Source organism: Pauljensenia sp. UMB1177 (genome assembly GCF_030217965.1).
Lineage (GTDB): Bacteria > Actinomycetota > Actinomycetes > Actinomycetales > Actinomycetaceae > Pauljensenia > Pauljensenia turicensis_A.
This window is the reverse complement of record NZ_JASOOV010000004.1, coordinates 57,032-81,555: the sequence shown is the minus strand read 5'-3', so window position 1 is coordinate 81,555 and position 24,524 is coordinate 57,032. Positions and strand designations below refer to the sequence as shown.

The window sequence follows — 24,524 nt, the reverse complement described above, 5'->3', positions numbered from 1 at the left end:
ATAGCAAGAGGGTGCGACGGCGTTGCAACGACTCGATCAGAAGTGTGAGTTACGAATGTCCCTCAAAGCCTTCTTACGAGTCTTACGATCCAGGCGATCAATGTAGATCATGCCATCCAAGTGATCGCACTCGTGCTGCAGGCAACGAGCCATCAGCTCTTCACCTTCAACAACAATCGTCTTACCGTCCAGGTTGATGCCTTCGACGCGCGCATACCACGCGCGTTCGGTCGGATACCAGAGATCAGGAACTGACAGGCACCCTTCATCACCGTCTTGGAATTCGTCAGCCGACAGTTCCACAATCTTCGGGTTGAGGACGTAGCCGATTTCGCCGTCAATGTTCCACGAGAACGCACGAAGACCGACACCGATCTGGTTGGCGGCAAGACCTGCGCGGCCTTCCATGTCAACACCTTCAAGCAGATCCTCGACCAGCAGCTTCACCGAAGCATCAATATCCGTGATCGGATCGCACTGGGTGCGCAGAATCGGATCGCCGATGATGCGAATATCGCGGATTGCCATCATTTGCCTCCAAGAATCTCAGCGTGAGCAGCCTTCAGAGCTTCAACGGCCTGCGCGAGTGGCATTTCGGTCTTTTCACCGGTGGCGCGCTGACGAACCTCGACCAGACCATCCTTCAGGCCACGGCCAACAACCAGAGCCAGTGGAATACCGATGAGCTCGGCGTCAGCGAACTTGACGCCAGCCGAGACCTTGCGACGATCATCGTAGAGGACGTCCATGCCGGTGGCTTCGAGTTCTTCAGCGAGGCCCTTGGCAGTGTCGAAGAGCTCATCGCCCTTACCGGTTGCCAGAACGTGCACGTCGAACGGTGCGATCTGAGCCGGCCATGCCAAACCCTTATCATCGTGGTTCGACTCAGCGAGCGCTGCGAGCACGCGGGAAACGCCGATGCCGTACGAGCCCATGGTGACAACCTGGGACTTGCCGTTCTCGTCGAGAACAGTCAGGCCCAGAGCCTCCGCATACTTGCGACCAAGCTGGAAAATGTGGCCAATTTCGATGCCTCGTTCGAGGTGAAGCGAACCTGAACCGTCGGGAGCCTGATCGCCTTCGCGAACCTCGGCGGCCTCGATGGTGCCGTCGACTGCAAAATCGCGTCCCATAACCAGGTCGATCACATGGTGACGATCCTGGTTTGCGCCGGTCACCCAGGTGGTGCCCTCAACGACGCGAGGATCCACAAGATAGCGGACGGAACCGGTCGGGTTCCCATCCTCGTCGGTTGTACGTGCCGGCGAGTTCGGTCCGATCACCTGCGGGCCAATGTAGCCACGGACCAGTTCGGGGTGGTCCTCGAAGTCCTTGTCGGTTGCCATCTCAACTTCGGCGGGTGCGACAGCTGCTTCGAGGCGCTTCATGTCGACCTCACGGTCACCGGGCAGGCCAATGACGAGCAGTTCACGCGAGCCGTCAGGCTGGGTCAGAACGACGACAACATTCTTCAACGTGTCAGCTGAGGTCCATGCACGACCGTCTTCACGCGGGTATTGTGCGTTCAGCAGATCAACGAGGGACTCAATGGTCGCACAATCCGGGGTCGGAACAACGCGAGCCGGACCCACGTTGGACGCATCGACCGGAGCCGGTGCCGACGTCGTCACTGCCTCAGCGTTTGCTGCATAACCACCGGGTGAACGAACGAAGGTGTCTTCGCCGATCGGGCTGGGGTGCAGGAATTCTTCCGAACGCGAGCCACCCATGGCGCCCGACATTGCGGACACGATGACGAATTCAAGACCAAGGCGATTGAAGATCCGCTGGTAGGTCTCGCGCTGCGCATTATAGGAAGCGTCCAGGCCCTCGTCGGTAAGATCGAAGGAATAGGCATCCTTCATGACGAATTCGCGACCTCGAATCAGGCCTGCACGCGGGCGAGCTTCGTCGCGATACTTCGTCTGAATCTGGTACAGGGTGGTCGGCAGATCCTTGTATGAGGAATACATGTCTTTCACCAGTAGGGTGAACATTTCCTCATGGGTGGGAGCCAGCAGGTAATCCCCCGCCTTGCGGTCGTTCAGCTTGAACAGCGTCGGACCGTATTCTTCCCAACGGTTCGTTGCCTTGTAGGGCTCTGCCGGGATCAGACCCGGGAAGTGAACTTCCTGAGCGCCCATGCGATCCATTTCTTCACGGACGATGCCTTCGACCTTGCGCAGAACGCGCAGGCCAAGAGGCAACCACGTGTAGATACCGGGGGCAGTGCGTCGGATGTAGCCGGCACGAACAAGGAGCTTGTGGGAATCGACCTCAGCGTCAGCTGGGTCTTCGCGCAAAGTGCGCACAAAGTATGACGATAGAGTTCTCAGCACGCCTTCAAGATTAGTGCACCACGTCAGTGGTGTGCACCTTGAGGTCATCGACGAGGCCGAGCTCCTCTTTTCTCACACATTGACGTTCAGGCTCTCACGCCCACGAAGCGCCTAGCCGTACGAGCATTGAGTTCTTTTTCGGCGACTTTAGGGTGTGTTCGGTAATAGTGCTCTGCTCGCCAGCCGGGGTACATCCATGTTGGCAGGCTCTGTCCACACATAATCCAGACAGCGATCAAGGGAACCAATGCAAAAAGGAAGATGACAATAGTGCGTTCGAACAGTGTCTCGTGGCCGATGATGGTCTGAGCACTGTAGGCACCGACTGCGATCCACAGGCACCCAACAACGGGCACAGCCGGCCAAATGATCGCTTGGATCTGAGGAATAACTGGAGTGGGGCTATACGGGAACAATCGTTCCATGGCAACGACGCGTGTACGACGAGTGAGACCAGCCCATACCCAGCACCAGCCAACAATGATGGTAAGGCCAGTTACTACGAGCATTGCTACGCCAGCCCACGGCGCCATATGTCCTCCTTTGGACCAGCCCGTCTAGCACAAACGATTTTGGCGAGCCACGACGGTTCCTCTAGTGTAACCGTCGAACGCGCCACGCGTCTGATTCAGAACGTTAGATGGACTCAGCTGCCTTACGGATGTCGCGAAGCATCATCATCGCCCCGTAGGTTTCAAGGGAAAGCAATCCGTAGAGCTTTGCCTTGTCAAGGTTGGTTCCGTCGCTGGTGTGACGTTCGCGCATATGGAGCATCGTGCGACCATTACCCAAGTCGAGCAGGGCAAGAACGCACGTTCCCATCTGATCGATTTCTTCACCCTCGGTTCCAGGCTTGGGAGCATTCAGGATGATGCACGATTCTTCCTCTTTAGCCTTTAGCAAGGATTCGTCTTCAAGAGCAGCTTCGATGATCGACCAGACAGTAGAAGCCGGAGCGTTAATTCGAACTGCTCGATCAACCTGAACGTCAGCGCGGGGCACAAGAAGATCACCGGGAAGTGAAATCAAGGCTTCTGAAGCGGTCAGACCCAGACGTTTCGGGAAACCGGTGGCGTACAGTGAGGCGCCGGTTGCAAGCAGTCCCAGACCGAAGGCACGTGATTTTTTCATTCTTTCAAGTCCTTTTCTTAGCGACCGACGGGAATAACTTCGACTTGACCATCCCCCTCAGTCAGACCCATTTCTTCAGCTAGCGCGTGTGCGCGAGCAATCAGAGTTTCAACGATCTGATCTTCGGGAACGGTGTCAACAACTTCACCGCGAATGAAGATCTGGCCCTTGCCGTTGCCCGACGCGACACCAAGGTCGGCTTCGCGAGCTTCACCAGGTCCGTTAACGACGCACCCCATGACGGCAACACGCAACGGAACGGTCAATTCCTTGAGACCTTCGGTGACGTTTTCTGCCAAGGTCCACACGTCAACTTGCGCGCGGCCACATGACGGGCATGAAACGATTTCAAGAGTGCGATCACGAAGCCCCATGTATTCAAGAAGCTTGGTGCCAACCTTGACTTCCTCGACCGGAGGCGCAGACAAGGACACGCGGATCGTGTCACCAATGCCTTCTGAAAGAAGAACCGAGAATGCGGACACCGACTTGATGGTGCCTTGGAATGCGGGACCGGCTTCGGTCACACCGAGGTGCAGTGGCCAGTCGCCCTTTTCCGACAGCTGGCGGTATGCCTCAACCATGGTGAGAACATCATGGTGCTTCACGGAGATCTTGAAGTCGTGGAAGTCATTTTCTTCGAACAGTGACGCTTCCCAGACTGCCGATTCAACGAGGGCCTCGGGAGTCGCCTTGCCGTACTTCTTCAGCAGACGAGGATCCAGCGAACCAGCATTCACGCCAATGCGCAAAGAAACACCGGCGTCGGATGCCGCCTTACAGATTTCTTTCACCTGGTCGTCGAACTTGCGGATGTTACCGGGGTTCACGCGGACAGCTCCACAGCCCGCATCAATGGCTGCAAACACGTACTTCGGGTTGAAGTGAATATCCGCGATAACGGGGATACGCGATTGCTGTGCGATGATCGCAAGCGCCTCAGCGTCCTTATCCGTCGGGCATGCGACACGAACGATGTCGCACCCTGCTGCGGTGAGCTCTGCAATCTGCTGCAAAGTTGCACCGATGTCGTGGGTTTTCGTTGTGGTCATCGACTGGACAGAAACGGGGGCGCCACCACCAACGCGAACATCTCCAACCATGATCGACCGCGTCTTCTTACGCGGGAACGGAGACGTCTTTACTGCGGGGATGCCTAAAGATATTTCACTCACGCGCTCATTATCTCCCACTTCGGCTGTTTCTTCTTAGCGCAAAGGTGTGGGAAAGGTTAATGAAGATATGTCACTGTCACCATTTAGTCTCTGCATTTCACTCAATGGACGCGAATTCAAGGGAGAAACATGGAAACCCGCGCTTTCACTTCACACCGGGCATCCGTTATCGGTGTTGGTACAAGGTAACTCGGAACTGACTGGGGTGATGTGAGTCCTCAAGCAGCTAAGGAGCTACTGGAGGTTAACACGCAGACGAGGTCGCAATCCACTGAAGGAGGGCAGCTTCGTCTTCATCTGTGGTGGACCACGAAATGACGAAACGAACCGCCACCGTGTCGGCGACCGGCGCCCATTTTTCGATAGCAAAACGCTCGCGCGCGTCCTCAGCCATTTCAAGCGGGAGAATCGGGAAGAGCTGGTTCGTCGGAGAATCCACCAGCATCTCAAAACCGGCGTCTTTGAATGCCTGTTCGATCCGCTGAGCGCGCTGGGTAGCCTCGCGCGTAATGCGAAGGTACAGACCGTCGGCGAACATCGTGCGGAACTGCGAGCCCAGGATCCAGCCCTTCGACGCCAGTCCGCCGTGGATCTTCATCATCGCACGCAGTGAGTAGTCAGCCTTTGACGCGTCGGGCAGGACGAGGGCTTCACCCATCATCATTCCGCACTTGGCGCCACCAATGGAGAACGCATCGGTCAGCGTTGCCAGGTCAGCGAAGGTCACGTCATTTGCTGACGACCCCATCGCATATCCCAAACGCGCGCCATCAACGTAAAGGCCAACGCCGAAGGAATGACAGATCTCAGAAATCGCAGTCAGTCGTTCGAGCGAATACAACGTTCCAAGCTCCGTGGGCTGGGAAATATAAACCAGGCCCGGCGCAGTCACATGCTCACGCACACCGCCGTCGCGCCATTCAAGAAGAGTCGCTTCGAGCTCACTTGGGTCCATCAGGCCATCATGCGAAGGAATCGTATGAACACGGTGCCCAGAATTTTCAATCGCACCGGCTTCGTGGGTAGCAATATGACCGTCAGCGGTGGCGATCACTGACTGCCACGGGCGCAAAAACAGGTCGATCGCAAGATCGTTAATCAGGGTTCCACCGGCCATGAAACGGACTGCTCCACCGGGAATACCGCACTGGTCGAGGATCAGCTTTTCAGCTTCATCGCAGATCGCATCCATTCCATAACCGGGGAACTTCTGCATTCCAAACGCCGTCAAATCGGCAAGAATCTGCGGGTGAGCAGTCGCGGAATAGTCGTTCGTAAAAACAGCCTTGGCCATTTCAACTCCAGTTCAACGCAATGAAAGCGGATCAACAATGTCAGCGATAACAAGCACGATGCTCATCACCGCCAATAATGCTCCCACAACCCAGGTCAGCGGTAATAATCGGGCGGTATCGACCGGGCCAGGATTCGGCTTTCCTCCCATGCGTGCCACTCCTCCGCGCACGCCTTCGTAGAGCGCACCAATGATGTGCCCACCATCGAGAGGCGGCAGAGGAATCAGATTGAAAACCGCCAACGCCATATTCAGCGAGGCCATCAGACTCAAAAGGAACGCAATCTGAGAACGCACATCCGCGACGCCACTGCCCGCAGAATCGCTGGTCACCTCACCAGCAATTCGTGACACTCCAACAATCGAAATCAAGCCTGACGAATCGCGTTCGCTTCCCGTCACCATCGACATCGTAACGTTCCACAGGGACTGTGGAATCTTCGTAATTGCACCCACCGTGCCCGTGAACATGTAGCGATATTCCTTGGCCGCATCCCACATCGAGGCCGCCGTATATTCATATCCGGCAGTCACGCCCACCACGTACGTGCCGTCATCCATCTTGCGCGGATATAACGAGGCCTCATGAAGGTCGCCATCGCGTTCAAAGGTCACCTGAAGAGGCTGTCCATTGGACGAGGTAATGGAGTCTCTAAAGGCAGACCAGTCATTCAAGTTCCGGCCATCAAGCGCGATGAGAGTGTCGCCCCCGGTCAGACCGGCCTCGTACGCCGGAGACGCAACGGTACCCGCATTCGTCTGAATTGTCGCAGACACATCCGCAAGCGTTAACGAGGCAGTGCGGAAACCAATGCCGACCATCGCAATAACGAGGAAAAGGAACGCAAGCAAGAAATTCATCGCGGGTCCAGCCGCCATAACAATTGCTTTCTTCCACCACGTCAGACACCAGAATGCACGGTGTGCACACCCTTCGGGCATTTCTTGGGCACTCTGGTGGCGGGCTTCTTCAGCAAGATCCCGCTGTCCCTTCGAATTCAGCGTGCGACGACCCGGCTTGGCAGGGGCGAACATGCCGAGGATACGCACGTAACCACCCAGCGGAATCGCGCGAAAAACAACCAACGTGCCTTTGACTTCACGCGACACAATCTTCGGACCAAAACCGATCGCATATTCACTGACGACCGCGCCGAATTTCTTCGCCGGAACAAGGTGGCCAAGCTCGTGAAGACCAACGGTGATGATAAAGCCGACGACAACGGCAAAGATCCCCGCCAGGTAGCTCATGAAGATCTACTCACCAGCGCATTCGCCTGCGCGCGCGCCCATTCTTCGACCCCAAGAATGTCATCCAACGTCGGGTCTGCAATACCATCGTGAGACTCAACAACCTTTGTCAAAGAATCGACAATGCCCAGCCACGGTAGTTTCTTGGCTAAAAACGCATCGACGAACACTTCATTCGCAGCGTTGTACACCGCTGCGTGCGTCGGTGACGAGGCCACCGCATGACGCGCAAGATTGATGGCAGGGAAGGTATCGCTATCGACCGGTTCAAAGGTCCAACTCTGCGCATCGGCCCACGTCAGAGGCTTTTCCACGTCGTGCAGGCGCTCGGGCCATGTCAAGCCCAGGGCGATGGGCAGACGCATGTCGGGTGGCGAAGCCTGAAGCGTTGTTGCACCGTCAATCCACGTCACCATTGAGTGCACGATCGACTGCGGGTGAACAGTCGTCACAATGTGCTCGGGAGCCACATCAAACAGCAGGTGAGCCTCAATCAGCTCCAGCCCCTTGTTGACCAGCGTCGAGGAATTGATCGTGACAACCGGACCCATGTTCCACGTCGGGTGAGCAAGAGCAGCTTCCGGAGTGATATCAGCAAGTTCAGCGCGCTTCTTACCCCTAAACGGGCCACCTGATGCCGTCAGAACAAGATCGGCCACCTCAGTGTGGCCGGTGACCACTGGTGAAGTGAGGCCGGCCTCGTGAACTCCACTGGCCAACGCCTGAGCGATAGCCGAATGCTCGGAGTCGACAGGCACAATCTGACCCGGACGCACACAGGCGCTACGCACCACATGGCCACCCACAACCAACGATTCCTTATTCGCCAAAGCTAGCGTCGCACCGGACTTCAAAGCAGCCAGCGTGGGAAGCAGACCCACTCCCCCGGTGATACCGTTCAGGACAACTCCGTCAGGAACAAGTGAAGCCACCTGAGTTGCCCCGTCCGGCCCTTCGATAATCTGCGGGTGCGCAGACGAATCAATGGTATGAATCGCGTCGCGTAGCTCGCCACCAACACGGCGATCCACACTGACGACAGGAACATCGAACTCAACCACCTGGCGCGCAAGACGCTCAATATTGCCGCCGCCAGCAGCAAGACCTCGGATATCGAAACGCAACGGATTCGCGCGAACGATATCCAACGCTTGAGTACCAATCGAACCGGTCGACCCCAGCAGGACAATCGGCTGACGCGAAGAAGTCACGATTCGCCCTCCCAATCAGGAAACAGCCAGAAGAATCTCTACGGCGCGCCCAAGATAGGCGTCAACCGTTCCTTCCGTGTAGCCCTTCTTGCCACGAGCAGGCTGGAAAACAGCAAGACGAACGTCATCGACGCTCATCTCAGTGCCCTCGTCAAAATAGGCGGCCAAACGATCCAGCAGATCATCAACCTGAGCCGCGTCATATCCACGACCGGATTCCGGGTGTGAGAAACGCTCGCCCCGAGGACGCATCAGGCGGTCGTACAGCGTCGTTGCGCGCTCGGCAACCTTCTCGAACCATGCGGCCTCGCCGTTAACAGCAATATGATCCGCACGATCGCGCTGAACAAAGGCCGCTTCAAGACGGCTCATCGCGGAATCAACAGCATCAATCGCGTAGCCACGACGCTTCAATGGGAACGTCGCCTGGCGAACCTGCTGTGCAGAGAACTGCTCTGCCGGCAAGCCACCTTCATACGCCTGGCGCGCGTCCGCAAAGAAAGCGTCCACACGCTCAGTCGCATAGCCGTGACGCCAGAAGCTCACTCGTGGGAAAGAGTCACTCATCGAGTCTCCTGAATTGAAGTGGAATCTGAATTGATAGACCGACGCTTCGCATTCGCTTCCTTCACCGCTGTTGCGAGCTGACCGCACGCACCATCAATGTCAGAACCGCGAGTATCGCGAATCGTCGTTGAAATCCCATTGTTGCGCAGAGTAGCGACAAATGTGTCCTGAGCACGCCGAGTAGACGCAGTCCAGATTGTGCCGGGAGTCGGATTCAACGGAATTGGGTTCACATGAGCCCACCCGTGACCGCGCTTATTGAGCTCATCAGCAAGCAATTGGGCACGGTATTCCTGATCGTTCATATCCTTGATCAGCGCGTACTCAATCGACACGCGACGACCCGTCGCAACAAAGTATCGGCGAGCAGCATCAAGCAACTCCCCCACCTTCCAGCGCGAGTTAATCGGAATCAACTCGTCGCGAAGGTCATCATCGGGAGCATGCAACGAAACTGCCAACGTCACAGGCATGCCTTCTTTCGCCAGCTTGTCGATCGCGGGAACCAAACCCACCGTCGACACAGTGACGTTTCGAGCTGAAAGTCCAAAGCCTTCTGGGCTGGGATCAATCAGGCGGCGCAGAGTATTCACGACCGTGCGGTAGTTAGCAAGCGGTTCGCCCATACCCATAAACACAACGTTAGAGAGGTGCGTCGGCCCGCCGGGAAGCTCGCCATCCCGACACGCAATCTGCGCTTGGCGCACCTGATCGACAATTTCGCCCGTCGACAGGTTACGAGTCAGCCCCATCTGGCCGGTCGCGCAGAACGGACACGCCATGCCACATCCTGCCTGCGAAGAAATACACAAGGTCGTGCGCTGCGGGTAACGCATCAGCACGGATTCAACGCGCGCCCCATCGAAAAGCTCCCAAAGGTGCTTAATCGTCATCCCGCCATCCGCGTGTTGCGCGACGACTTGGCGAACCAGTTCAGGCAACAGACCTTCACGAATTGCATCGTGCATCGATGCGGGAATATCACTCATCTTCGCCGGATCGGCTTCGAAGTGATCAAAATAATGTCGAGAAAGCTGGTCAGCACGGAAACCGGGAAGACCCAGATCCTTCAGGACCTGCTTACGTCCTTTTGCATCCACGTCAGCGAGGTGAGCAGGTGCCTTGCCAGGTTTAGCTGGCGCGAAAGAAATCACCGGCTTCGCATCGGCTGACGTTGCTCCTTCTGGGGGCTGGTCAGTCGGACGCACTTCACGCCGACGCTGTTTTTCGAATTCGAGGCTCATAGGATTCCTTACAGCGTCCAGGTGAAGATCATAAACATAAGCGGTGCAACCATCAGCAAAGCATCAACGCGGTCAAGGACACCGCCATGCCCCGGCAGAATTTGCGACATGTCCTTCAGACCGGTTTCACGCTTGATTAACGATTCAGTGAGATCACCGAGCGTGCCGACAACACACGCAACAACGCCGGCAAGGAGGCCGAATGCCCAGTGGCCACCAAGTGCCCAGAAAGCAAGTCCACCAAGTGCGACAGAAGCAATTGTCGAGCCGATGAAGCCTTCCCAGGACTTCTTGGGTGATAGACGAGGCGCCATCGGATGTTTGCCGAACAGAACGCCTGCGACCCAGCCACCGGTATCGGATGCGACGACTAAGCCAACGTAGGTGAGAACCACCCATGGGTTACCGAACTGGCGCATCATCAGCACAACGAACGAGGCAAGGAAAGGAACATACAGCGCGACAAAGACCGATGCAATGACGTCGTTAATCCGCCCCTTGGGGTTCGGATCCAAGATGCGCCACGCAACAACAGCGAAAATGGTTGCGTACAGGGCAAAGAGGAGCGCTTCTGCGCCAAGAGACCATGCGCACGTGACCATGCCGATAGCTCCCGCATACAGCGGAGCCATCGTCAGCTTTGTTTCTAGGTGGGCGAATGCGCCACCTAACTCATATAAACCCGCCAGCGACGCCAGCACAATGAACAGTGTCAAAAGTGGCGGTACATAAAACAAGCAGATACCGACGAAAAGAATCAAAACAACGGCAGTAGATACTGCTGCTGGAAGATTACGTCCTGCCTTCCCGGTGGCTGCCAGTGGTTCCTTCACCTTCGTTGGTTGCGGAGAGAAAAACTTCGCAACCAACGAAGGGGAAGAATGATCAGAGGCGCTCACAGCGTCAGGAGCTCAGCTTCCTTGGATGCAAGAAGCTTGTCAACCTGTTCGACCTGCTTCTTCGTCAGCGATTCGAGGCTCTTTTCTGCACGATCGACCTCGTCTTCGCCGGCTTCGCCGTCTTTCTTCAGCTTATCGAGCTGTTCCTTTGCCTTACGACGAACGTTACGAACTGCGACGCGAGCATCTTCGGCCTTGGTCTTTGCCAGCTTCACGTATTCCTTACGACGTTCTTCAGTCAAGGCAGGAAGAACAACGCGGACAACGTTGCCATCATCGGTCGGGTTCACACCCAGATCAGATTCACGCAGGGCCTTCAAGATCTCATTCGTGGCAGTGCGATCGAACGGGGAGATCAACACGGTACGAGCTTCAGGAATCTGGAAAGAAGCGAGCTGTTGCATCGGCGTGGGTGCACCGTAGTAGTCGACAAGAATCTGCTCGAACATCGCGGCGTTTGCGCGACCGGTGCGGATATTGCCAAATTCGTGGCGTGCGGATTCAACCGCACGGTCCATCTTTTCCTCGGTTTCAAGGAGGATGTCGTCAATCATTCGTGACTCCTATGTTGATCAGTCTTGCGCAGTCACAAGAGTACCGATTGTCTCACCCATCAGGGCAGCAGTCACATTGCCTGCTTCAGACATTCCGAAAACTCGTGTTTGTAAACCATTATCACGGCAAAGTGCCAAAGCTGTTGCATCCATGACCTTGAGTTCCTGAGAAAGGGCATCCGAGTACGTCAGGAATTCAAGACGCTTCGCGTCCGGGTTCAGGCGCGGATCGTCATCGTACACACCATCCACGCCATTCTTAGCAACAAGAAGCTCGTCGCAGTGGGTTTCAAGAGCACGCTGAGCTGAAACCGTGTCCGTCGAGAAGAACGGCATACCGGCGCCCGCGCCGAAGATAACAACGCGCCCCTTTTCCATATGGCGAATAGCGCGCAACGGAATGTAGGGTTCACCAACCTGGGTCATCGTAATTGCGGATTGAACACGCGCAGGAACACCGGCTTGTTCGATGAAGTCTTGAAGCGCAAGGGCGTTCATCACGGTACCGAGCATGCCCATGTAGTCGGCGCGGGAACGATCCATTCCTGCTTTAGCTAGCTGCGCACCGCGGAAGAAGTTACCGCCACCAACGACGACTGCGACTTCAATGCCTCGACGGACAGCAATAGCAATCTGGTGAGCAATATCGCGAACGACAGTGGGGTCAAGACCAACGGCGCCACCGCCGAAAGCTTCACCAGACAGTTTAAGAAGGACCCTACGAGTATGAGGCATGCGCGTTTCTCCTGTTCACGCGGTAAGAAGCATTAGTACACAGGATAGCCGAATGACCCCGCCCATTTGGGCGGGGCCATTCATGCGTTATCAGGCTCCGACGTGAACGCGAACGAACTCGGTCACCTTTGCGCCGGCCTCGGCAAGAACCTTGCCGACCGACTTAGAGGGATCGCGAGCGAACGCCTGGTCCACGAGGCAGTTGTCCTTGAAGTAGGCTTCCATGCGACCTTCGACGATCTTGCCGACGATGTGCTCGGGCTTGCCTTCTTCGAGCGTGATCTTCGTGAGAGTCTCGCGCTCCTTCTCGAGGACGTCAGCAGGAACGGCATCGCGATCAAGGTATGCCGGCATGTAAGCGGCAATGTGCATTGCGATGTCGTGAGCAACGGAAGCGCCAGCTGCGTCGGTGACGACGAAGACGCCAACCTGCGGGGGGAGGTCGGGGCTGGTCTGGTGCAGGTACAGGTCAACGTTCTCGCCCTCGACGCGCACAACGCGACGGATTTCGAGCTTTTCGCCGATAACTGCTGCCATGGAATTGAGCTTGTCCTGAACGGTCTCGTCACCCATGGGGGATGCGAGGAGAGACTCAAGATTGGATGCGCCCGAAGCAACGGCTGCTGCGAGAACCTCGTTTGCGAAGTCAATGAACTTCTGGTTCTTTGCAACGAAGTCGGTTTCGGAGTTGACCTCGACGAGGACGCCAACACCATCGTCAACCTGAGCGACCAGAAGGCCGGCGGATGCCTGACGATCTTCGCGCTTGGAGAGCGACTTCAGACCCTTCAGGCGGATGATTTCGAGAGCCTTTTCAGCATCGCCATCAGCCTCGGTCAGAGCCTTCTTCACGTCCATCATGCCTGCGCCGGTCTGCTCACGCAGAGCCTTGACGTCAGCAGCGGTGAAATTCGCCATTGATGTCTCTTTCTACTTTGAAGTTGGTAAAGATCAGTTCTCGGCGGGGGCTTCGGTAGCCGGAGCTTCTTCAGCCTTGGCTTCGCCCTTGTCGCCTTCGAGGAGTTCGCGTTCCCACTCGGCGAGCGGTTCTGCAACGGTTTCTGCCGAGTCAGCGGACTTGCGGGTTTCGGAACGAGCGAGGAGGCCCTCTGCGACTGCGTCTGCGATCACGCGGGTGAGCAGTGCAACTGCGCGGATGGCATCGTCGTTACCGGGGATGCGGTAGTCGACCTCGTCCGGATCAGCGTTGGTGTCGAGAATGGCGACGATCGGGATGTTGAGCTTGCGAGCTTCGGAAACCGCGAGGTGTTCCTTCTTCGGGTCAACGATCCAGATGGCGGACGGGGTCTTGGCCATGTCGCGGATGCCACCGAGTGTGCGAGCCAGCTTGTCCTTCTCACGACGCATCATGAGGAGTTCCTTCTTGGTGCGGCCGGATGCGGCGACATCGTCGAAGTCGATCTGCTCGAGTTCCTTGAGGCGCTGGAGACGCTTGGAAACGGTGGAGAAGTTGGTGAGCATGCCACCGAGCCAGCGGTGGTTTACGTACGGCATGCCAACGCGGGTTGCCTGCTCTGCGACGGCTTCCTGCGCCTGCTTCTTGGTGCCAACGAAGAGGATGGTGCCACCGTGTGCGACGGTCTGCTTCACGAAATCGTAAGCAATGTCGATGTCAGCAATGGTCTGCTGAAGATCGATGATGTAGATGCCGTTGCGTTCGGTGAGGATGAAACGCTTCATCTTCGGGTTCCAGCGGCGGGTCTGGTGACCGAAGTGGACACCGGACTCGAGGAGCTGACGCATGGTTACGACTGCCATTGAATCGTCCTTCCCCGCAAAACTGCGGGATCATGAGGGTTTTCACCCTCGGTTTCAGTTACGTGCTGTGCGCGGGTACGCAAGCCCTGGTGCCATGACTTAAGTTCACCTCGAAAGGACCTGGAACTTATGCCCACCGCGGAAGACCGCTGACGTGAAAATGGCACGCGAAGTCACCTGCAAGCAGGTGCTCAAATAGCTTATCTCATATGCCCTCATACTCCCTATTTCGCTTGATGTGACCCTCGTCGCCAGACTTTATCCACAGGTGCCTCACCCGATCGCGGAGTATCCACAATAAGCAATCACTCCATTCGCCCTTTGACCCGCGATCAACGACATTGAGTGCATGTTTCTTCGCAATGACCGTTATGCACATCTTCCTTTGACGATCCTTGCCGCCTTGGCTCTGTTTTCTTGCCTATTGACGAGGCCGGCCAACGCATCCGTCTGGCAACACTGGCAGTGGCCGACCGGGAATGCGGCAAGCGTGACCAGGGGTTTTGATCCTCCGGCGTTACGGTGGCTTTCAGGTCATCGCGGAGTCGATCTGAAGGTCGATGTTGGCGCTACGATCTATGCCCCGGCTGACGGGATTGTAGAAGTGGCCGGCGAGGTTGCCGGCAAGGGGGTTGTCTCGTTGTCCCATGGCCCGGTTCGTTCAACATATGAGCCCGTCGATGCTCTTGTGAGCGTTGGAGACCACGTCAGTGCGGGGGCTCCCATAGCAACCCTCAGACCCGGGCATGAGCCAGCAGGCGGTCTGCACTGGGGTGCCAAAACCTCAAGGGATCACTACGTTAATCCCCTACGGTTCTTAGTTGGCGATCTTGCCCTGAAACCCTGGGATGGGAGTAAAGTGCGCGGGTAGCCTCGTCAATCGTAGGCGGGGCGAAGCTGGAGGGCAGACGAAGAGTTAAGCGCGCGGGTGTGCCTGAGCATAGATAGCGGACAATCGTTTTGAATCAACGTGCGTGTATCGCTGGGTGGTCTGTAAAGAAGAGTGGCCGAGGATCTCTTGAACGCTACGCAAATCTGCTCCCCCTTCAAGCAAGTGCGTCGCCATCGTGTGCCGTAGAGCGTGTGGCGCAAGATCTGGGACCCCAGCTCGGGCAGCTTCGCGATGGAACATGGAGCGGACAACTCGAACATCGATCCGCTTGCCCTGGTCACCAATGAACAGAGCATTCCCAGAATCAGAATTGCTCAGTTGCGGACGACCGCGAACCGTCCACGTCTGTACGGCTTCGAGGGCAAGATCGGTCAGCGGAACAACGCGTTCTTTGTTTCCCTTACCCAAAACACGTCCGGTGTGGCCCGAATAATCGATGCTTGTCACATTCAACCCAACGAGTTCTGAGATACGCATTCCCGACGCATAGATCAGTTCAAGGATCGCCCAGTTCCGCAGATCTGTCGCATCGCCTGAACGGGCGTGGGCACGCGCATACTCCATCAGGGTCGTCGCATCATTCGATGTCAGAACCTGAGGAAGGCGTTGATCTACGCGAGCAGACGCAAGCGATGCAGAAGGATCATGAGCCAACACGTCATGGTCAATCGCCCACCGACAAAAGTTTCGTACGGCAGCGGTCTTACGTGACAGGGTCGAACGTGATGCACCCTGCTCACTCAGTTTCGCTAACCACAGGCGAAGACGGCGCGTTGTCAAGCGAGCGTCTAGTTGCTCGCTCGTTGGATTCGGGTCAACGCCGATGAACTCAAAACATCCAGCAACATCAACCGAATATGCCGTGATCGTATGGTCAGACAGCCGACGCGCATGGGTCAGGAATGATACCCATGCGTCGAAGATGCCTAACTCACTCATGCCTTCATTATCAGCACCGAGCTCCACCTTTGCGAGCCCAACCGCGGGAGTTAGAACGCACGTACCCGTCAAGCTCCAGTTCCGCGAGCGCCCGCAACGTTTCCTGTTCGCTCATGCCAGCGTTTGCGGCGATGGTGGAAAGTGTTGAGAGGTTGCGTATGGGAAGGGCTTCCCATGCCCTGCGCGCGTGGGGTGAGAGTGCATTGACTCCCTGATCTGGGCAGACGGGTTCACCGAAGAGTATGCCTTGGAGTTGCGTGTGCAGGGGGTCGATCATTTCGTGGATGTCGGATGCGTTTCTGATGAGCGTGGCACCGTTGCGAATGAGCTCGTGGCATCCCGTTGAGGATTGCGAGGTGATGGGTCCGGGGACTGCTCCTACGGGTTTGCCTAGTGTCATTGCTCGTCTGGCTGTTGCGAGGGCACCGGATCTGGATGACGCTTCGATGACAATGGTGGCATCCCCCCAAGCGGCTAACATTCTGTTTCGTCCAAGGAAGCGCCATTTTGCGGGTCTGAAGCTTGGTGGTACTTCTGAGACGATGGCTCCTGACGATTCGACGATCGTTTCGAAGTCGCGGGTATGAGAGACGGGATAGGGGTTTGCTACTCCCCCGGCAAGGATGGCGATTGTCTGTCCGTTTGCTGCGAGTGTTCCCCTGTGGGCGGCGATGTCGATGCCGAATGCTCCGCCGGAGAGGATGGTATCGCCTCTGTCGGCAAGGTCGGATGCGATGTCGAAAGCGTTCCTTGTTCCGAGGTTTGTTGTTGCTCTCGCTCCGACGATGGTGACTGAACGTGTGTGTGGGAGCGTGCCCACGACCCATAGGCCAAGTGGTGTTGATTCTTGAAGGATGGTGAGTTCTTTGGGGAAGGATGGGTCTTCTTGGCTGATGAAGCGTCCGCCTAGGGCGTGGATTACCTCAAGTTCTTGGTTGAGGTTGTTGCGTAGTGCACGTGGTTTGAAGCGTTTCCAGGCGTCTTCGAGTGTTTTTCGATGCTGTGACAGTGGTGGTGGGAGTGGGCCGGGAGAATCGGCGCATACCCATTCGACTGATTCAATGAGTCCAAGGTGAAGTCGTAGAGCGTGGGCATGGGCGTCTTCGGGTTCTTGGATGCATGTCCACCATGCCCAGGCGAGGTCGCGTTCATTGATAGAAGGCATCGAGTGCTCCTGAGTTTCTCAGTTGTAGTGCCTGCGCAAGGTCGGTGTCGTTGGGTGTGGATCGTTCGGCTAGGTCGGCGAGGGTCCACATGAGGCGTAAGACGCGATCGGCGCCTCTCATGGACAGAATTCCTCTGTCGACGCCTTGATCGATGCGGTCAATGTATGTGCGTGCTATGCCCGAGTGCTGTCGCACCCAGGGGCCGGGAAGCTGACAGTTGAGGGTCCATCCTGTTCCTTCTAGGCGTGTGCGTGCCCTGTCGCGTGCGGCGAGTACTCTTTCGGCTACTTCTTTGGATGTGCGTCGTTTGCTGGCGTTGAGCTGCGCGCGGGTGGGAGCATGCATTGCGATCGTGATATCAATGCGGTCAAGCAAGGGCCCTGATAGTCGTGTGATGTACCTGCGTTTTTGGATGGATGCGCATCGACAGGGGCGAGCTTTGGTTCCACCACCGCACGGGCAGGGGTTTGAGGCGAGGATCAGTTGAAATCTGGCGGGATAGGTGGCTTGTCCTTTGGCTCGATGGATCGTGATGACGCCTTCTTCGAGTGGCTGGCGCAGAGCGTCGAGGACCGAGGGGATGAATTCGGTTGCCTCGTCAAGGAACAGAACTCCCCCGTGTGCCAGTGATGCTGCACCCGGCATCGCAATCCCACTACCGCCACCAATCAGGGCCGGCATTGTGACGCTGTGGTGAGGGGATTGGAAGGGAGGGGTGCGCATCAGGGTTGCGTGGTCTTCGAGGCGGCCTGCGATGGAATGAAGTGCGGATGTCATCAGGGCCGTTTGATCATCCATCGGCGGCAAAATCGTTGGCATACGTGATGCGAGCATTGACTTTCCGGAGCCAGCTTCACCGATGAGCAACACGTGATGGCCTCCCGCGGCAGCCACCTCTAACGCGTCAACAGCTCCGTCTTGACCTCGTACATCTGCTAAATCTGAAACCGCGGCGATGCTTTCTGTCAGTCTCTCAGTCGGCAGAGCGTGGAGAATCGGGATAGGTGTTTTCGGACGTAGAGCATCTCCCCCAGCCCAGGTAACAAGATCAGCTAAGTGGTCGAAACCAATGACATCAATACCGTGGACAAGACGAGCTTCTAAGACACATGTTGCGGGAACGATGACACGTTGAATCCCGAGTTTCTTCGCCGACAAGACCGCGGGCAGAATTCCTCGGATTGATTGGATACTACCGTCAAGAGCTAGTTCTCCTAATAGAGCAGCGCCTACGAATGCCTGTCTTTTCAGTGAGCCCGCAGCTTGAAGCACTGCGATGGCGATCGCAAGATCAAACCCTGAACCAGACTTTGGAAGACCCGCCGGTGACAGGTTCACGGTGATATGAGAGTCCATCACTTCCAAGTTGCAGGACTGCAACGCCGAGCGAACCCGGTCTTTCGCTTCACGCAAAGACGCGTCCGGCAGGCCAACCAGAGTGAACTTGACCAGTCCGCGCCCCACATGTGCTTCAACGCGCACCCGATGGCCTTCTATGCCCACAAGTCCAATTGAATCAATGTGTGCAAGCGAGGCGTTCATGCGATGCCTCGAATCCATTCGATGCGCGCACCGTAGTCACGTAAGTCCGCATCTGGACCAGACTCTTCAACGACTACGCGCATTGCCGGATCGACAGTGATCGCAACAATGTCAACGCGCAAGTGCCCACGGCACTCATGCGATCGCACCCAAGCAACCGACAGCGAACGTAGTTGCCTGACCTTTCGATCATCAACTGATTCGAGCGCACTCCCCTTTGCGTTCCCAAAGCGGGTTCTGACTTCGATGACAATCGTGTTCGAGCCGTCCGTCGCAATGATGTCGAGCTCGCCTGCCCTGCCGTTGCGCCAATTTCGATCAACAACCTGCAGACCACCTTCGCTGATGAAGCGCGTCGCAGTGACCTCGCCTAGCATTCCGAGTCGACGGCGAAAATCGTTTCCCATACTGACCTCCGCACCAAGCGTCGGTCAGGAATACACAGAAAGAAAGTCAGCGAAAGCGAAATTGTGGATAAGTAGCACCCACCTGAAATTGTGGATAACCCGCCGAAGGGGTCAGAGGTTCAGCTCTGGCTTGGTCAATTCTTCGACGTTCACGTCTTTGTAGGTGATGACCTGGACAGAACGCACGAAACGCGAGGAACGGTAAATGTCCCACACCCACGCGTCAGTCAGCGTGAGTTCAAAGAAAATATCCCCACCAACTGGACGGGCTTGAACATCGACCTGATTGCAGAGGTAGAAACGACGTTCGGTTTCGACCACGTACTTAAATAAGCCAATGACATCCCTGTACTCGCGGAAAAGCTCAAGTTCCAGAGAGTTTTCGTAGCTTTCGATGTCTTCACTCACGGTTCAATCATGCCTAACAAATTGTTCCTGACCCTTCAGGCGCGCTCGGCGCGCCCAGTGCCGGGAAGGTTCCACGAACGGCGATGAAGAGGAGAAACCCCCAGTCGCCTAAGAGCGTCAATGTGTTTTGCCGAAGAATAGCCTTTGTTCGAGGCCCAGTCGTATCCCGGATCTTCCACCGTTTTCATCCATTCGTCACGTCTGACCTTCGCGACAACGGATGCGCCGGCCACGACCGAGCATGATGCGTCAGCCTTGACGCGAGTGACAACGTGTGGCACCTCAATGTCCGGGTAGGGTGCGTCATCAATCGGAGAAAACAAATCGTCGGATCGCGTCAGCCAATTATGCGCCCCATCAAGCAGAACAATCACGCGTGCGCCATTGGGAATATCCAACTGTTGCAGAGCACGCATACCAGCCAAACGCAGGCCAACAATGATTCCGTGGGCGTCGACTTCATCATTCGAAGCAAAACCCACACCAACAGACTTCGCCCACCGGCACACCAGAGGCTCCAAGGCGACGCGTCTTTTTTCGCTTAACAGTTTCGAGTCGCGAAGCCCCGCTGGTTGAGGGGCCTCGTCCCCCGTGACAAGGCATGCCCCCACGACAACGGGCCCTGCAATTGCACCACGCCCCACCTCGTCCATTCCAATGACAACGTCATAGCGGGTAAGGAGCTCACGTTCGACATCGCGCGTCGCATCACTGGGCATCGGGAATACCAGCAAAAACGTCGCGACGATTCAGGCCAACCTTCCAATGCGACGTCGGCCAAATAACTGCGCTCACGGTGCCAACAACCGCGTCTTCGGGAACGTAAGGTGTTTCACCAGAACCCATGTGGTAGCGAGAATCCGCTGAATTACCACGGTTATCACCCATGACCCAAAGCGTGCCCTGGGGAACCGTAATATCGAAAGAAATGTCAGAGGGAAGCTGACCGTCAGCAATGTAGGGTTCGTCCACGGGCACACCATTCACTGCAACCTTGCCTTCGGCCGTGCAACAGGTGACGTGATCACCGCCCACACCGATCACGCGTTTCACAAGTGTTTTATCTGAACCACCGGGAAGAAAACCAACAAATTTACCGACAGCATTAGCAAAAGAATCGTCGGTTGAAAGATTCGACGGGAGCCAGTCCAACTGATCGTGAAAAACAACCACGTCACCGCGCTCAATATTTCCCGTGTGTGCCGCGATACGTGAGACTGCGATACGGTCGTTTTCCACCAGGGTGTCGCGCATGGACGCGGAGGGAATCCAAAACACTTGGACGACAAAAATGCGGAGCAGAGTGAAGATCACGAACGCCGCGACCACGATCAGGGCAAGTTCACGAATCCAAGCAAAAAAGCCACCTGAACCGGTATCCCCATCAGAATCGATGGCGTAATCACTGTCAGTCACTCGTAATCCTTCACTTTTCAGAGGAGATGCCAACACCGGTTGGCATACGAACACGCAAGCCCGGTGCCCCGAAGGGCACCGGGCACACAGTGGTCATGCTCAGAGTTTCACTCTGCGCTGCCCGAGCGGTGTTCCTTAATCTTGGCAGCCTTGCCGTGACGCTCACGCAGGTAGTAGAGCTTTGCACGACGGACGTCGCCCTTGGTGACGACCTCAAGGCGGTCGATCGTCGGTGCATGCAGCGGGAACGTACGCTCCACACCAACACCGAAGGAGACCTTGCGGACGGTGAACGTCTCAGAGACGCCGTGACCGCGACGGGCAATAACAACACCCTGGAAGACCTGGATACGGGAACGGCTACCTTCAATAACCTTCACGTGAACCTTGACGGTGTCACCGGCGCGGAACGAAGGAAGATCGGAACGAAGGGAAGCGGCGTCGACTGCGTCCAGCTTCTGCATGTTTACTCCTTGACACTTCTGCCGCAGGTCAGTTGCGTCGAATACGGCAGGCGGGGCCTGCGCTTTCTTCAACGGGCATTCATGTGAGCGTCCCCCTGCGGCAGGTTGCACTCGAATGCACCGTGTTCAAGTGTGCCACATTCGTCAGACGGTGCACACTGTCTACGAGGGACGAATATGTCTATCGAACGGTGAGATTCCGCACGAGGACAACGTCTACGTTCATTACTCCCCCGACGTTGAACGTGCGACGTGCCTTCTTTTTGAAGCCGTGCTTCTTGTAAAACTTTTGAGCGCGAAGGTTACCGGTGTGTGTTGCTAAAACTAAGCGCGGGGCTGCATTGGAAGCTTCAACGTCCGCCACTGCCGCTTCAAGTAGAGCGCCCGCCAGACCACTTCCACGCCACGTAGCATCCGTGTAGCACTTGGACAGGTAGGCATCCGACGCTTCGATACGTCCGGGGCGCACCATGCCTTTTTCAATCGCGTCTTCACCGATGATCGACAGGGTGTATCCGCCCAGTTCACCGCCGATTTCAGCGACCAGCACGCGGTATCGTTCCGGCTGAGCGATGAATCGAGCACATGCTTCAGGCGATAGCTGGTCGCCGATAAACGCTGCGATTGCTTCATCAGAAAGGACGTCGGGACAGGCGTCCGGGAACGTACGCGTCGCAAGTGCGGCAAGAGCGTCGGCATCGTGTGCCTGAGCCACTCGAATCGAAACCGTATGATGCCCGCTAGGGGTGACGAGGTGCCCGCAGGCAGCAAGAAACTCTTTGTCAGCTGAATCGAGATCCCCGTACTGCAACTGAGCAATCAAATCCGGCCTGCGCTCGACTGTCCGCTTCAGCGACAGGTCGCGTCGCCAGCGTTCGATCCGCCCGTGATCGCCACTGAGAAGAACGTCAGGCACCTCGATATCACGCCACGAACGAGGCTTCGTGTACGTCGGGTACTCCAACAGACCGTTCTCATGGGACTCTTCCTCGAGCGACTGAGGGTTCCCCATAAAACCGTCGAGTAGACGCGTCACCGCTTCCACAAGCACGAGCGCCGCCACTTCCCCACCGTTCAACACGTAGTCGCCGATCGAGTACTCAAGAACCTCGACACCTAACGCGCGGTAGTGATCGGCGACGCGCTGATCAATCCCTTCGTATCGTCCGCAGGCGATCATCAGCTGATCGACGTTAGTCAGGTTGCGTGCGGTTGCCTGCGTCAACGGGATACCGGACGGTGTTGGGATCGCAAGAACACGACGTTGCGCAACGTCCTGGTCTTGCCCAGCAGAGCACTCAGCAATGACCTCGTCGAGAGCCTCTCCCCACACGGTCGGCATCATCACCATGCCCGCGCCACCGCCGTACGGGGTGTCGTCAACTGTGCGGTGTGCGTCGTGCGTCCAATCACGCAGATCGTGGACATGCACATCGACGAGGCCAGTCTCGTGTGCCTTGCCCAGCAGAGACAGATTTACGGGCGCGAAGTACTCGGGGAAAATCGAGAAAAGGTCGATCCTCATCAGTTGGAATTCCTATCCGATGCATCGACATAGTCATCATCAAACAAGCCGGGAGGCGGAGTCAGAGTAACGCGCTTATTCTCAACGTCAACCTCGGGGACAAGCTCTTCAACGAAAGGCACCATGACTGTTGCTCCACTGACGGGCTTGACCAGAAGAAGATCCTGAGCCATTCCAAACTGCAGGCCAGTCACTGTTCCCAGTGTTGCGCCATCGGGCATCACAGCTACGCACCCTTTCAGTTGATGCGGATACCATGCGTCTTCTTCTTCAGTTTCTTCGACCAGAAGCTTCTTGCCACGCAGAGCCTCTACCTGTTCGCGGGTTGACAGTTCCTCGAAGCCAACAAGCAGGCGATCCTTGTGCATACGCGCACTGCGAACCGTCAGTTCCATTTCAGGCTCGCCCAGTACACCGAAGACAAAGCCGGGTGCCCAGATCTCAGGATCGTCGGAACGTACTTCCACCATTGCTTCACCACGAAGGCCATGAGCTGGCCCGATGATGCCTGCGGTCATCTGCATAGTGTGTCCTTCATCCTTCAGTTGTGTACACCGAGAAGTGACGTATTGGCTTCTAGTATCCCACGGTCAGCGAATCGGTCTGCATTCCGTTGACCGCTCATATCGTGGGAGAAATAAAACAGTGGAGGGGCTCAAAACTGAGCCCCTCCACATGAGTTGTGTTTGCGAGCGCTTACTCGCGATCCGTGTCGACAACGTCAACACGAATAGGACCGCGCGTTGAAAGAGCGCCCATCACCGTGCGCAGAGCGCGAGCGGTGCGACCGCTACGACCAATCACACGACCGAGGTCATCGGGATTGACCCGAACCTCAAGGAGGTGACCGCGTCGCATGGAACGAGCCGAAACCCGAACATCTTCCGGGTGGTCGACGATTCCAGAGACGAGGTGCTCAAGCGCATCAGCCAGCATGATCAGGCTTCCTCGCCAGCTTCAGCCGGAGCTTCTTCAGCTTCAGCTTCTGCTGCCTTTGCTTCAGCCTCGGCAGCTTCAGCAGCGGCCTTTGCTTCTGCTTCAGCCTCTGCCTTTGCAGCTGCCTGAGCAGCCTTCGACTTTTCGGCTTCTGCTTCTGCAGCCTTGACAGCTTCAGCAGCTGCGCCAGCCTTGTCAGACTCGGCAACCTTGACGCGGGAAACCGCATCCTTCTTGCCGTTGAACTTTGCGATGTCGCCGGTCAGGACGAGCAGGTTACGAACCTGGTCGGACGGCTGTGCGCCAACACCCAGCCAGTACTGAGCGCGAGCCGAGTCGATGCGGATGATTGACGGGTTCGGCTGTGCGTCGTACAGACCGATCTCTTCGATGACGCGACCGTCACGCTTCTTGCGCGAATCGACGACGACAACACGGTATGCGGGAGCGTGAATCTTGCCCACGCGCTTCAAACGAATGCGAACTGCCACTTGTGTGGTCACTCCTGTTTCTAGTTCAGAGTTGGAACGTGCACTTCCCCGGTGGGAAACACAGGTCAATGTTTGTTCCGGGACGCGGTCAAAGAAGGTGAGAGGGTCCTTCAGTGCCCGAGTACGCCCTCAATTGTGCCATAGTTGGCGCCCGATGCC

At 56.6% G+C, this 24,524-nt stretch carries 28 protein-coding genes; 1 reads left to right on the top strand and 27 read right to left on the bottom strand.

Features of this window, described 5'->3' with window-relative positions; genetic code table 11:
- Positions 1-36: 36 nt before the first annotated feature.
- The 15 genes from def to rpsB all read right to left on the bottom strand — a co-directional run bounded on the left by def (position 37) and on the right by rpsB (position 14,179).
- The gene (def, locus tag QP442_RS06305; protein ID WP_006681157.1) at positions 37-528 is read right to left on the bottom strand and encodes a peptide deformylase; all 492 of its coding nucleotides are present in this window, start codon (positions 526-528) and stop codon (positions 37-39) included.
- Positions 528-2,339, bottom strand: a complete 1,812-nt coding sequence (locus QP442_RS06300) for a proline--tRNA ligase (protein ID WP_179369699.1) — start codon at positions 2,337-2,339, stop codon at positions 528-530. The genes def and QP442_RS06300 overlap by 1 nt, the downstream gene beginning before the upstream one ends.
- 86 nt (positions 2,340-2,425) lie before the next feature.
- Entirely contained in the window at positions 2,426-2,872 is a 447-nt protein-coding gene (locus QP442_RS06295; protein WP_006681159.1) for a hypothetical protein, read from the bottom strand.
- A gap of 103 nt (positions 2,873-2,975) precedes the next feature.
- Entirely contained in the window at positions 2,976-3,470 is a 495-nt protein-coding gene (locus QP442_RS06290; protein ID WP_006681160.1) for a hypothetical protein, read from the bottom strand.
- A 17-nt stretch (positions 3,471-3,487) separates the two neighbouring features.
- The gene (gene ispG / locus QP442_RS06285) at positions 3,488-4,663 is read right to left on the bottom strand and encodes a flavodoxin-dependent (E)-4-hydroxy-3-methylbut-2-enyl-diphosphate synthase (RefSeq protein WP_006681161.1); all 1,176 of its coding nucleotides are present in this window, start codon (positions 4,661-4,663) and stop codon (positions 3,488-3,490) included.
- A 226-nt stretch (positions 4,664-4,889) separates the two neighbouring features.
- Positions 4,890-5,939 (bottom strand): threonine aldolase family protein, encoded by a 1,050-nt coding sequence (locus QP442_RS06280; protein WP_285067335.1) that lies wholly within the window; start codon positions 5,937-5,939, stop codon positions 4,890-4,892.
- Positions 5,940-5,951: 12 nt separating this feature from the next.
- Entirely contained in the window at positions 5,952-7,190 is a 1,239-nt protein-coding gene (locus QP442_RS06275; RefSeq protein WP_285069702.1) for a M50 family metallopeptidase, read from the bottom strand.
- Positions 7,187-8,401, bottom strand: coding sequence for a 1-deoxy-D-xylulose-5-phosphate reductoisomerase (dxr, locus tag QP442_RS06270; RefSeq protein ID WP_219585177.1), 1,215 nt, complete (start codon positions 8,399-8,401; stop codon positions 7,187-7,189). The genes QP442_RS06275 and dxr overlap by 4 nt, the downstream gene beginning before the upstream one ends.
- Positions 8,402-8,416: 15 nt before the next feature.
- Complete coding sequence (locus QP442_RS06265; protein ID WP_101627854.1) at positions 8,417-8,968, bottom strand: DivIVA domain-containing protein; 552 nt, start codon at positions 8,966-8,968, stop codon at positions 8,417-8,419.
- Positions 8,965-10,212 carry a 23S rRNA (adenine(2503)-C(2))-methyltransferase RlmN gene (gene rlmN, locus QP442_RS06260; protein ID WP_006681166.1) on the bottom strand — a complete coding sequence of 416 codons (1,248 nt, stop codon included), beginning with the start codon at positions 10,210-10,212 and terminating at the stop codon, positions 8,965-8,967. The genes QP442_RS06265 and rlmN overlap by 4 nt, the downstream gene beginning before the upstream one ends.
- Before the next feature lie 8 nt (positions 10,213-10,220).
- Positions 10,221-11,111: a phosphatidate cytidylyltransferase gene (locus QP442_RS06255; protein ID WP_103631876.1), complete on the bottom strand. Its 891-nt coding sequence runs from the start codon at positions 11,109-11,111 to the stop codon at positions 10,221-10,223.
- Complete coding sequence (gene frr / locus QP442_RS06250) at positions 11,108-11,665, bottom strand: ribosome recycling factor (RefSeq protein ID WP_006681168.1); 558 nt, start codon at positions 11,663-11,665, stop codon at positions 11,108-11,110. Before frr ends, QP442_RS06255 begins: the two co-directional genes overlap by 4 nt.
- Positions 11,666-11,683: 18 nt before the next feature.
- Positions 11,684-12,400, bottom strand: a complete 717-nt coding sequence (gene pyrH / locus QP442_RS06245; RefSeq protein WP_006681169.1) for a UMP kinase — start codon at positions 12,398-12,400, stop codon at positions 11,684-11,686.
- A gap of 90 nt (positions 12,401-12,490) precedes the next feature.
- On the bottom strand, positions 12,491-13,318 hold the full coding sequence (gene tsf, locus QP442_RS06240) for a translation elongation factor Ts (RefSeq protein ID WP_006681170.1): 828 nt from the start codon (positions 13,316-13,318) through the stop codon (positions 12,491-12,493).
- Between the two features lie 33 nt (positions 13,319-13,351).
- Positions 13,352-14,179 (bottom strand): 30S ribosomal protein S2, encoded by an 828-nt coding sequence (gene rpsB, locus QP442_RS06235; RefSeq protein ID WP_006681171.1) that lies wholly within the window; start codon positions 14,177-14,179, stop codon positions 13,352-13,354.
- Positions 14,180-14,528: 349 nt separating this feature from the next.
- Between rpsB and QP442_RS06230 the strand changes: the two genes are divergently transcribed.
- Positions 14,529-15,050 carry a M23 family metallopeptidase gene (locus QP442_RS06230; RefSeq protein ID WP_006681172.1) on the top strand — a complete coding sequence of 174 codons (522 nt, stop codon included), beginning with the start codon at positions 14,529-14,531 and terminating at the stop codon, positions 15,048-15,050.
- A gap of 45 nt (positions 15,051-15,095) precedes the next feature.
- Here QP442_RS06230 and QP442_RS06225 read toward each other — a convergent pair whose 3' ends face one another.
- From QP442_RS06225 to rpsP, 12 genes are all read right to left on the bottom strand, one after another.
- Positions 15,096-16,010 (bottom strand): tyrosine recombinase XerC, encoded by a 915-nt coding sequence (locus QP442_RS06225; RefSeq protein WP_040318557.1) that lies wholly within the window; start codon positions 16,008-16,010, stop codon positions 15,096-15,098.
- Positions 16,011-16,020: 10 nt separating this feature from the next.
- Positions 16,021-17,175 carry a DNA-processing protein DprA gene (gene dprA / locus QP442_RS06220; RefSeq protein ID WP_103631879.1) on the bottom strand — a complete coding sequence of 385 codons (1,155 nt, stop codon included), beginning with the start codon at positions 17,173-17,175 and terminating at the stop codon, positions 16,021-16,023.
- Positions 17,159-18,718: a YifB family Mg chelatase-like AAA ATPase gene (locus QP442_RS06215; protein ID WP_103631880.1), complete on the bottom strand. Its 1,560-nt coding sequence runs from the start codon at positions 18,716-18,718 to the stop codon at positions 17,159-17,161. The genes dprA and QP442_RS06215 overlap by 17 nt, the downstream gene beginning before the upstream one ends.
- The gene (locus QP442_RS06210; RefSeq protein ID WP_006681176.1) at positions 18,715-19,125 is read right to left on the bottom strand and encodes a YraN family protein; all 411 of its coding nucleotides are present in this window, start codon (positions 19,123-19,125) and stop codon (positions 18,715-18,717) included. The genes QP442_RS06215 and QP442_RS06210 overlap by 4 nt, the downstream gene beginning before the upstream one ends.
- Before the next feature lie 111 nt (positions 19,126-19,236).
- On the bottom strand, positions 19,237-19,533 hold the full coding sequence (locus QP442_RS06205; protein ID WP_006681177.1) for a DUF2469 domain-containing protein: 297 nt from the start codon (positions 19,531-19,533) through the stop codon (positions 19,237-19,239).
- A gap of 35 nt (positions 19,534-19,568) precedes the next feature.
- The gene (locus QP442_RS06200) at positions 19,569-20,252 is read right to left on the bottom strand and encodes a ribonuclease HII (protein ID WP_179369707.1); all 684 of its coding nucleotides are present in this window, start codon (positions 20,250-20,252) and stop codon (positions 19,569-19,571) included.
- A complete protein-coding gene (gene lepB / locus QP442_RS06195) occupies positions 20,242-20,949 on the bottom strand; it encodes a signal peptidase I (protein ID WP_442953374.1) in 708 nt (235 codons plus the stop codon). Before lepB ends, QP442_RS06200 begins: the two co-directional genes overlap by 11 nt.
- Before the next feature lie 107 nt (positions 20,950-21,056).
- Positions 21,057-21,413: a 50S ribosomal protein L19 gene (gene rplS / locus QP442_RS06190; RefSeq protein WP_006681180.1), complete on the bottom strand. Its 357-nt coding sequence runs from the start codon at positions 21,411-21,413 to the stop codon at positions 21,057-21,059.
- Between the two features lie 181 nt (positions 21,414-21,594).
- Positions 21,595-22,938 (bottom strand): tRNA (guanosine(37)-N1)-methyltransferase TrmD, encoded by a 1,344-nt coding sequence (trmD, locus tag QP442_RS06185; RefSeq protein ID WP_006681181.1) that lies wholly within the window; start codon positions 22,936-22,938, stop codon positions 21,595-21,597.
- Complete coding sequence (rimM, locus tag QP442_RS06180) at positions 22,938-23,462, bottom strand: ribosome maturation factor RimM (protein WP_006681182.1); 525 nt, start codon at positions 23,460-23,462, stop codon at positions 22,938-22,940. The genes trmD and rimM overlap by 1 nt, the downstream gene beginning before the upstream one ends.
- 172 nt (positions 23,463-23,634) lie before the next feature.
- Entirely contained in the window at positions 23,635-23,874 is a 240-nt protein-coding gene (locus QP442_RS06175; RefSeq protein ID WP_006681183.1) for an RNA-binding protein, read from the bottom strand.
- 2 nt (positions 23,875-23,876) lie between these two features.
- A complete protein-coding gene (gene rpsP, locus QP442_RS06170; protein WP_103631881.1) occupies positions 23,877-24,365 on the bottom strand; it encodes a 30S ribosomal protein S16 in 489 nt (162 codons plus the stop codon).
- Between the last annotated feature and the right edge of the window lie 159 nt (positions 24,366-24,524).

Excerpts from the sequence above, each read along its gene's own strand:
- def (WP_006681157.1), bottom strand. The coding sequence starts at position 528 with ATGGCAATCCGCGATATTCGCATCATCGGCGATCCGATTCTGCGCACC.
- QP442_RS06295 (WP_006681159.1), bottom strand. The coding sequence starts at position 2,872 with ATGGCGCCGTGGGCTGGCGTAGCAATGCTCGTAGTAACTGGCCTTACC.
- QP442_RS06290 (WP_006681160.1), bottom strand. The coding sequence starts at position 3,470 with ATGAAAAAATCACGTGCCTTCGGTCTGGGACTGCTTGCAACCGGCGCC.
- QP442_RS06280 (WP_285067335.1), bottom strand. The coding sequence starts at position 5,939 with ATGGCCAAGGCTGTTTTTACGAACGACTATTCCGCGACTGCTCACCCG.
- QP442_RS06275 (WP_285069702.1), bottom strand. The coding sequence starts at position 7,190 with ATGAGCTACCTGGCGGGGATCTTTGCCGTTGTCGTCGGCTTTATCATC.
- QP442_RS06265 (WP_101627854.1), bottom strand. The coding sequence starts at position 8,968 with ATGAGTGACTCTTTCCCACGAGTGAGCTTCTGGCGTCACGGCTATGCG.
- rlmN (WP_006681166.1), bottom strand. The coding sequence starts at position 10,212 with ATGAGCCTCGAATTCGAAAAACAGCGTCGGCGTGAAGTGCGTCCGACT.
- frr (WP_006681168.1), bottom strand. The coding sequence starts at position 11,665 with ATGATTGACGACATCCTCCTTGAAACCGAGGAAAAGATGGACCGTGCG.
- pyrH (WP_006681169.1), bottom strand. The coding sequence starts at position 12,400 with ATGCCTCATACTCGTAGGGTCCTTCTTAAACTGTCTGGTGAAGCTTTC.
- tsf (WP_006681170.1), bottom strand. The coding sequence starts at position 13,318 with ATGGCGAATTTCACCGCTGCTGACGTCAAGGCTCTGCGTGAGCAGACC.
- rpsB (WP_006681171.1), bottom strand. The coding sequence starts at position 14,179 with ATGGCAGTCGTAACCATGCGTCAGCTCCTCGAGTCCGGTGTCCACTTC.
- QP442_RS06230 (WP_006681172.1), top strand. The coding sequence starts at position 14,529 with ATGTTTCTTCGCAATGACCGTTATGCACATCTTCCTTTGACGATCCTT.
- QP442_RS06225 (WP_040318557.1), bottom strand. The coding sequence starts at position 16,010 with ATGAGTGAGTTAGGCATCTTCGACGCATGGGTATCATTCCTGACCCAT.
- dprA (WP_103631879.1), bottom strand. The coding sequence starts at position 17,175 with ATGCCTTCTATCAATGAACGCGACCTCGCCTGGGCATGGTGGACATGC.
- QP442_RS06215 (WP_103631880.1), bottom strand. The coding sequence starts at position 18,718 with ATGAACGCCTCGCTTGCACACATTGATTCAATTGGACTTGTGGGCATA.
- QP442_RS06210 (WP_006681176.1), bottom strand. The coding sequence starts at position 19,125 with ATGGGAAACGATTTTCGCCGTCGACTCGGAATGCTAGGCGAGGTCACT.
- QP442_RS06200 (WP_179369707.1), bottom strand. The coding sequence starts at position 20,252 with ATGCCCAGTGATGCGACGCGCGATGTCGAACGTGAGCTCCTTACCCGC.
- rplS (WP_006681180.1), bottom strand. The coding sequence starts at position 21,413 with ATGCAGAAGCTGGACGCAGTCGACGCCGCTTCCCTTCGTTCCGATCTT.
- trmD (WP_006681181.1), bottom strand. The coding sequence starts at position 22,938 with ATGAGGATCGACCTTTTCTCGATTTTCCCCGAGTACTTCGCGCCCGTA.
- rimM (WP_006681182.1), bottom strand. The coding sequence starts at position 23,462 with ATGCAGATGACCGCAGGCATCATCGGGCCAGCTCATGGCCTTCGTGGT.
- QP442_RS06175 (WP_006681183.1), bottom strand. The coding sequence starts at position 23,874 with ATGCTGGCTGATGCGCTTGAGCACCTCGTCTCTGGAATCGTCGACCAC.